The organism is Streptomyces sp. NPDC048419 (assembly GCF_043200415.1).
In the GTDB taxonomy this organism is placed as follows: Bacteria; Actinomycetota; Actinomycetes; order Streptomycetales; family Streptomycetaceae; genus Streptomyces.
Window position 1 is genome coordinate 1 of record NZ_JBICXT010000081.1, and the last position, 8,584, is coordinate 8,584.

Genomic DNA, 8,584 nt, shown 5'->3' on the forward strand with positions numbered 1-8,584 from the left:
TCCTGGGTTGGCGGACGCCGGCCGAGGTCTTCGAAGAACAGCTACGCTCGCTGCAACAGCCCGGTGTTGCAACGACTGATTGAACTCGCCCAATACGGCTCCCGCACCTTCACCGATCTCTGCGACCGGCTCGGAATGACCCGGTCGATGGGCGCCGTCGGCACCAGCGCGGACAACGCGGCCTGCGAGAGTTTCCACGCGTCCCTGAAGCGCGAGACCCTCCAGGGCGCCCGGCACTACGGCGACGCCGGCACCTGTCGCAGAGCCGTTTTCGCCTGGCTGACCCGCTACAACACCCGCCGCCGACACTCGGCCAACGGCCACCTCAGCCCCAACGAATACGAACGCCGACACCATAAGGCTAAGCTCACGCTCGCCGCGTGCTCAACGAAGCGTGTCCACCATCACGGGGGAAGGCCCGTGCGTACAAGTTCTTGCTGCGGCCTACCTCGGGCCAGCAAGGTGCGCTTGGCGAGATGCTGCGCGATCACTGCTCGCTCTACAACGGGGCCTTGCAGGAACGCCGCGACGCCTGGCGGCACGCCTCGAAGACGACGGTCCGGTACGGGCAGCAGTCTGCCCAGCTCAAGGACATCCGGGCAGGCGACCCAGAGCGTCAGGGCCGCTGGTCGTTCTCCAGCCAGCAGGCGACCTTGCGCCGTCTGGACAAGGCGTTCGCCGCGTTCTTCCGCCGGATCAAGGCCGGTGACAAACCGGGCCATCCCCGTTTCCGGTCGGGCAAGCGGTTCGACACCGTGGACTTCCAGAAGGACCGCGACGGCTGCCGCTGGGACTCCACCCCGCACGACCCCACCACCCGGGTACGCCTCCAGGGCGTAGGACACGTCAAGGTGCACCAGCACCGGCCGGTGCTCGGAAAGGTCAAGACGATCAGCGTGAAGCGCGAAGGACAACGCTGGTACATCATCCTCACCACCGAGCAGCCCCGGCCCGAACCGCTCCCCAAGACCGGCAGCGTGGTCGGCGTCGACATGGGTATAGCCAACTTTCTCGCCGACTTGGGCGGCGCGTTCGTGGCCAACCCGCGCCACGGTGCGAAGGCCGCCGCGAAGCTCGAAGCCGCACAGCAGGCACTCAGCCGGTGCAAGCGGGGATCAAAACGCCGGCGCAAGGGTGTGGAAACCGTCGCGAAGCTGCACCGCAAGGTACGCCGTCAGCGCCTGGACCACGCGCACAAGACCGCACTTGGCCTCGTGCGGGAACACGACTGCATTGCTCACGAAGACCTCAAGATCCGCAACATGAGCAGGGCCCCCGCACCGAAGCCCGACCCCGACCAGAAACGCGCGTTCCTGCCCAACGGGGCGAGCGCGAAGGCCGCACTCAACCGCTCGATCGCTGATGCCGGATGGGGGGTGTTCCTCGCAATCCTGGCCGCCAAGGCGGAAGGTGCCGGACGGGAAGTGATCGCCGTCGACCCCCGCAACACCTCCCGACGGTGCCCCAAATGCGGGCACACCGCCAAGGAGAACCGGCCCACCCAGGAGAAGTTCCACTGTCAAGCCTGCGGCCACAACGCGCACGCGGACACGGTGGGCGCCCTGAACGTTCTACGGGCCGGGCTGGCCCGTCGCGACGCCAACCCGGCATAGCGAGAAGCCCCCTCGCTCACGAGCGGGAGGAGTCACCTTCTGAGGGCACCGCGAAGCGCGTGCAGGTTGCGAAGCTCACCGACATCGGAAAGCAATCGCCATGGGTGTGACCAACAAGGTCAAGTACCCCCCCATGCGAATCGCAAGCTTGCCGCGACGGCAACAACACGGGACAACCGGCGTCATCGACCATCCGCCCTGCCGTCACGACATCGAACGCTTCGGCTCCCACATCACTACCGCCACCGCCAGCGGCGGAAATGTTTGGCGACACCTACACGTACCCGGACGGGCTCCAAGGGCGAGTCGAGTGTCCGGCGGTCTACGTCCCTCCCAACTGGCGGCCGGGGTGAACCCTGGCGGCAAGAACGTGCGGTCACGCTGACCGACAGGACGGGCAAGATCATCGGCGCCCCTCCGGTCATCGTCAACGCGACATCGGGTGACCCAGGGGTACGGGCAGGGCCGATCACCGATCTTTCAAACGGGGTCGGGGGCGCCTTCGGTGGTTCCATCGAGGCGGGGCTTCGCAAACAGCCACCTACGGCTTCAGCGCCCAGAGCGATGCAGCACCGGCAGGTTTGATGTTGATGTCAAACCGGGGCTCAATTACGCCTCAGTACGCGTCACTCGCTCGAACTCATCAGCCAGCTCCCCCGTTCCCGTTTCATCGAACTCATCAGCGGCCTCCCGCACGTCCTGGACGGGCCACTTGGTGTTGCGGTCGCTGTATCGGCGCACCGGTAGTCCCAGTTGATGGGCAATGGCAGCAGTCATGGTTCGAGCGCCCGGCACTGGATATCGAAGATATTGCAAGCCCGACGTTCACCCCGGTACCTGCGAAGTTCCTGCTGAGCGCAGCGCTCCCACAGCCATAGTCGACGAGTACGAAACCTGCAGGAAGCACAGCGGTGTGACTTTGCCAGAGTCCTGCCATGGAACCACAGGCGTAGGCTGAATACGGAGGAATGGTAACGGCCCGCGGCGCGGCGAGTGGCCTGCCACCAGCGTCAGCCGGCCCCGGCAGGACGGCGGTGATCCGATACCGGTGCGAGAAGGAACGCATGGGCGCCTCGTGTCCCGCTGACTGCGGTTGAGGGTAATCGGAAGTGCCTGGGCCCGAGAATGTCTGCTACCTCGAAGCGTAGGACCATCTACCACCAGTAATCACGCAGGGCGCCAGTCCTTGGTGGCAGGCCGCCCTTGATAGCCGGAATGCCCAATCCCTCTACTTGCAGGGAGCGAAGATGTCTGACGAAACGCCTGCGCCGCGCCCCGGGGACGAGCCGCCGGCTGAAGACACTCCTCCTCCCCCGCCACCGCCCAAAGGCGAACCGCCGGCTGAAGAGGCGCCCCCTCCCCCGCCGCCGCCACCTGCCCAGGGGCAGGTGGCCTGGACGCCGCCGCCTTGGCCGCTGACAAGCTCACCCTCGGCTTCCACGGGGGAGGACCGCCCCGCCTGGGGTATGTCGCCGTCTTACGTTGAGGGCTCAACGCCACCCGAGGAATTCCTGTCGTCCGCGCCGACTCTCCCCCCGATTCCGCAGCCTCCGCCTCCCGCGATGCCTGAGCTTCCAGAGAACCCAGCCCCCCGAATTCGACGGATTGTTGAGAGTTTTGATTCTGGTCGGGAGAGGCAGATTAACGCCATGGCGCATGCGATCTACCGTTACCTCGACCGACAAGGGTGGAGGTCCAGAAAGGTAAATTCGGTACTCAGGGATCGCAGTACCAGGCTGAGGAATGTTCTCGAACGGACCGTGGGACACACTTCACCCAAGGAACGTATCGAACCGCTGCGTCGAGCGTACCGCCAAGCCCTAGAAGCCCAGGGCGCACTGTTCGAAGGAGAGGGGCTCATATCCTGCATCGACGCAGAAATACGATACTTTCAGTACTTGATTGACGGGCTGACGGAGATTCGCGAGAGCCACATAGGGAGTACGGGCATTCTGGCACAGAGGCTCGAAGGAGACATTGAGCAATACCAGCACGTGATGCGCAACCTTTTGCGACTGCGCGCACGGGCCGCCGCTTTGAGCCACCGCCAAGTCCCCACCGTGCCTGAGTCGGATGAACTTCGCGCGCGGATTCTTCACTCGAAAAATTATGTGGCTGCGCTGGGGACGGACGTGGCAGACTATGTCCAGCAAGCTTTCGAAATATTGGATGATTTTCGCGACGTGGCCCATGTCGGAGCCCGTGCAACAACCACCCTGCCTTCAGCCATGCATCGCGCCGTGGAGCAGACTATCGAAGACCTCGCTGCGGGCAAGAGAGCGCACATGCAGGAGCAGATGGAGAAGGGGCGATCCTATTTTGACGCAGCGAGAATAAAGTTCAACGAGGCGGACTCGATTAAGAGGGCAAGCGGTGCACCCAGCGAGACCGTTCAAGCAATTGCGGATATGTCCATTGCAGTAGGTGCCACCTACAGCGGCATGTTCGCTCCGGTATTTGGGGCAGTTGGGGTGATAAAATCCGGCGTCATACGCGGGCTTCAAGCCCGAGCCTCTCAGCATGACTACGAAGAATTCGTTGCGCAGGCTCGGGCAGATCACCAGTCCCTCCTGCAAAGGCTACATAGGGAGAGAGGTCACCAAACTACCGCGGCAGGAACCATTGCTCGTCTCGAGGCAAACTTCACATTTTTGATGAGCGTCATTTCCTTCCCTGCTTCATTTCTTCCCTTCGGATTTGCGCTCATCAAAGGGGCGCTCCAGGGGGCCTTCTCCGCCTACAAGGCACACCTGGAGCAGAGTGTTCATGAGCAGGAGGAGCTGAAGAAGGCAGGAGAATATCTCAGGGCGGAGTTTACAGATAGGGCGAAGGACATCACTCTCACAGGCGTTACCGATATCGGCAAGCTCGGCAATCTACCCACGAACACGGCCATGTCCCGGGAGAAGTTGTCGGCGGGGCTGCTGCAGCCAATCCTCGAAGCTGCGGTCGAGCAGATAGGTATCATCATCCTGCGCGCATTCCCGCCCAATCCCAAGGCTTGGCTCTCCCCCGATGACATGGCGAATCTTGTTACGGGCCTCTTCACCGTACCGTATAGGATCCGTTACCCCCAGCAGGTCCCACCCACGTCAGGTATTCCCGGGATCCCTGATTTCGGAGAAAGCACGAGCTCCCCGTTCAAGGAGAAGAAGTACCGCCCTGGCGAAGCAGACGAAGAGAAGGGATTTCTCTCCCCACGCGGCGTCTCCAGCGTCGAAGAGAAGACGCTCTTCAACCCAGAAGCCCGTCAAGACATCCACGATGAGCTCAGAGGTAAACTGCAGGGGATACGATTCGGGCGAGGCGGCCGGTGGACCATCGACAATCTCGACAGGGCCATCCAAGCAGACCGCAGGCTAAGCTGGACAACTTTCAGGCGTGCTGAGCTGATCTACACCCCACCTACCGGGGCGGCAAGAACATTCATAGCTGATATCACGATCATGCATCAGGATCGGCGCATCCAGATACAAATACTAAATGTGAGGGGAGGCGAGACGACACAGGATTGGGCGGGTCTTACGGTGTCGAGGGCCGGATACAGCACATCGACGGGACGGGTGATAGCGGGAAATTGGTACCGCCTCGGATCCGCTTTTGTTTTCGTCGGTACAGACTCCCCGCAAACAGTACGATTCGTTGAAGGTGCCGCTCACGTGGTGACTGAGGGTCAAGCGCAGCCCCAAGCTTTGGCGGGCCAGCAGATAGCCTCCGATACTATGCCTTTGGGTGTTTTTGGTCTCGACGTGGATCATAACAATAGCCCGAATACTGGTACGGATTGGATCGATCTCGGTGCGGCAGTCTGACAATGACCGGCAGCGCGCCTCGTCGCCGCTCTCGTAGAGCGTCCGCGCCACGCGAAAGGTGAGGGATAGGCTGGCCAGGGCGCCCGAAGGAGGACACGATGACGACCGCGTGGGATGCACTGCCCGCCCTGGCGCGGACGGGCTGAGATGAGGAGCCTTCCCCAGCAGGATGGCAGCGCCGAACAGGGCAAGCTGTGCAATGGTCCGGTCGGCACCACCACGAGGGGCGATCGCCCAGCTCGGTCAGTGCGTTCAGCAGCAGCCCATCGAGCTGCTGGGCAACGGCGCCCAGGAGCCAGCGGCCGCCTCCTGCACTGCTGGTAACACCCCGGCGGGCGTGCGAACGTCATCGTTCGCCTCAGTCACCCTCCCCAGCCGCCAGACCCGCACTCGGCCGCCTCGACAGTGAGGACGTGGACGGCGCCGTCGTGCCGCAGATACTCCACCAGCGCCCATCGGCCGAGCGCGGCCCCGAGTTATGGCCGGGTCACCGGGGCCGAAAGGGTAACGGTCGCCTGGCCGCCGAGGTGACGCCTGCGGTCCCTGATGCTGCGCTCGGGGGCGCTTGCGGGCCAGCAGCGGAGTGGGAGAGGCGGCCTGATCGGCTAGATCCCGCGTCACCCGAACGCAGTGGGGCCACGAGCACGGTCAACTCCCCGCCGCGACGCGCAGGCGCCGGCCGTCGGCCCGCAGCACCCACGCTGCGCAGGGCAGCAAGCCACCATCGAACGGTCCGCGACCGAGCCAACAAGGGCCCTACCGCGGCTGCAACTCCCCACTCGGCCAAGCCCGCAGACATAGCGTGACCGGACCGGGTCGAGTGCTCGATGGATGACCAACCTGCCCGCCACCACCCCGATCGCCGACCTGGTGCGCTTCGCCAAGCTGCGCAGGCGCATCGAGCACGACTACCGCGAGCTGAAACACGGCCTGGGCCTGGACCACTTCGAGGGCCGCACCTGGCGCGGCTGGCACCACCACGTCACCCTCGTCACCGCCGCCCAGGCCTTCCTCACCCTCCGGCGATACGACCCAAAAGCCCGGACAGCAGCCTGACCCTCTACCAAGTCCTCGACACTCTGCAAGACCTGCTGCGCTGCTGGAGCGGCACCTGCACCACCTGCGGCCGCCCCCTCACCAGAACCAGAACATAACGAAGCACTACTTGGGGGACGTAAGGTTTTCTCCCCGACGCGGCTCCTCAGCGTCCGGAGGGACACGCATCAAAAACGTAGTGAGGTGCGCAGTCTCATCTGGGGTTCGATACGAGAACGGCCCGGGGTGAGGCTGACCTGCACGAGGACGGTACCTATCTGAACATGGTGGCCTCCCGCGCTCGAGAGTCCACCTATCTCGATGCCCGTCCCGCTACCACCGGCTCATGCCCAGACTGGGCAAGGCGAACGCCCTGGTCGCCCTCGAACACTCGCTCCTCACCACGGTCTGGGTGAGGTCGGGTCAGAAGCTGAAGAGGCTGCTCTGTTCGACTGCGTTGTTCATTTCACAGGAGTTCGCAAAGGTGTGTTTCCAGGAGGTGCGCGTTCCCTGCCAAACACCGTCGACAGTGACGGTCACGGGGTACCAGAGCCGCGGGCATGCCTGACCGGGCGCTGTAGCCAGCAGGGAGTCGGGCTGTCCGTCCACGTTGCGCAGATCCGCGCAGGCTGCAGCAGATGCAGGGTGGGTACCGGAGGCGCCGGGCGCGCAGCTCAGCGTGACGGCGCGAGCTGCGGTGTCGCTCGATCCACCGGGGTAGGACACGGTCAGGACGAGTGCCGAGGGTGCGTAGAGGCTGGCCGGCGCCGCGGTGGCGGTGACTGAGGTCGCGGCTAACGCCGCGCCGATCACGCTGACGGTGGCTGCGGCGAGACCGGCGGAGCGCAGGTTCATGCGCATGGGAAGCTCCTCCATGAGAGTTGGGGGCCTTGTGGGCCGGGAACAGCTTTGCCTAGGCAACGGGGCAAGACCAGTTGACCGTATGTGATTCAGGCATGTGGGGCTTGTGCGCATGCCGTGAATGCCATGCGTCCAGGCAGCAAGCGTGCTCAAGCCTGTGAAGGGCTTCATTCACAGTGAGTGTGGGTGAATTTGGCTCCTCCTGGAGGGAGGAAAGACCAGGTCGACGAGTTCGGCGCGCTGTGCAGAATGGCCGGAAGTCATAGAGTGCAGCCGCTTCCCGCATCCGTCCGGGATGGTGCCGACTGGTGGTTCCTCTGCTGCCCTCTCAACGTCGCCAAGGCTGCGGCCTCGCGTTCGTCGTGCTCGCGCAGCATGCGCGTGACGGTCAGCCGGCCTCTTGCCGGTCCGGATGACCAACCGGGCTTCGATCTCGGGCAGGGAGAGGAGGTCCTCGTCGCCCGGCCGGGCGGTGGCGGGCAGTTTTTCAACGGCGACTGCCGCCGGGTGCGCGTCAGCCGGGCGGCCTGACCAGGGGTGGAGGCGGCCGCCAGAAGGACGCGGTCAGTGGGGTGGCGGACACCGCCGCGGCACACGCCGACGGCGGCGAGGAAGAGGGGCATGTACCCGCGCAGGTGCGAGGTGAGCCTGCTCAAGCCCCCTGCGGGCAGCACATCAGCACGAGACTTGTTCCGTTGTGCGACCCTTTTCCGGTTTCCCGTCTGGCCTAAGCGCTGTCCCGTAAATGATCTACGAGGTGCCGATTGACCTGCCTGGTTCTTCGTCAGCCTGCGAGGGTGAGGTTGTGCAGGCGGGCAATGCCGAGCATGGCGTGGTGGACGCCGTCGCCCTTGAGACGGCAGTCTCGGAGGATCTTCCAGGTCTTCATGCGGGCGAAAGCGTGCTCCACGCGGGCGCGGACCTTTCGGTGGGAAGCGTTGTGTTCCTCCTTCCACGCGGGGAGTTCGGTCTGGCCTTTCTCTCGGCGGTGCGGGATGACCAGGCCGGTGCCTCGGTAGCGTCCGCGATGACGGTGGTCTTGCCGACCGCGTCTTTGGCGCCGGACAGCTCCCATGCCTTGCAGTCGTTGCGGTTGCCCGGCAGCGGCCGGCCGACAGCGACGACGAGCCGGGTGTCGGCGTCGACGACGACCTGGTGGTTCGTGGAGTACCGATAGTTCTTCGACTGCTCGGCGACGGTGTGGTCGCGGGTGGGCACCAAGGTGCCGTCCACGATCAGGACGGTGTCTTTGCGGAACCGCTT

General features: G+C 64.3%; 3 protein-coding genes and 3 pseudogenes. 4 read left to right on the forward strand and 2 right to left on the reverse strand.

What is annotated here, in order from left to right; all coding sequences use genetic code 11:
• Positions 1–87: 87 nt before the first annotated feature.
• From ACGFYN_RS47455 to ACGFYN_RS47470, 4 genes and pseudogenes are all read left to right on the forward strand, one after another.
• A pseudogene (locus tag ACGFYN_RS47455) lies at positions 88–381 on the forward strand (integrase core domain-containing protein); the annotation flags it as partial.
• Positions 381–1,613, forward strand: coding sequence for an RNA-guided endonuclease InsQ/TnpB family protein (locus ACGFYN_RS47460; protein WP_393872188.1), 1,233 nt, complete (start codon positions 381–383; stop codon positions 1,611–1,613). The pseudogene ACGFYN_RS47455 and the gene ACGFYN_RS47460, both read left to right, overlap by 1 nt.
• 1,760 nt (positions 1,614–3,373) lie before the next feature.
• Positions 3,374–5,425 (forward strand): hypothetical protein, encoded by a 2,052-nt coding sequence (locus ACGFYN_RS47465; protein WP_393872189.1) that lies wholly within the window; start codon positions 3,374–3,376, stop codon positions 5,423–5,425.
• A gap of 828 nt (positions 5,426–6,253) precedes the next feature.
• Positions 6,254–6,481 (forward strand): annotated as a pseudogene (locus ACGFYN_RS47470) (IS701 family transposase); the annotation flags it as partial.
• Between the two features lie 402 nt (positions 6,482–6,883).
• Here the strand turns inward: ACGFYN_RS47470 and ACGFYN_RS47475 are convergent.
• Entirely contained in the window at positions 6,884–7,321 is a 438-nt protein-coding gene (locus ACGFYN_RS47475) for a subtilase-type protease inhibitor (protein ID WP_393872190.1), read from the reverse strand.
• Between the two features lie 784 nt (positions 7,322–8,105).
• A pseudogene (locus ACGFYN_RS47480) lies at positions 8,106–8,584 on the reverse strand (transposase); the annotation flags it as partial.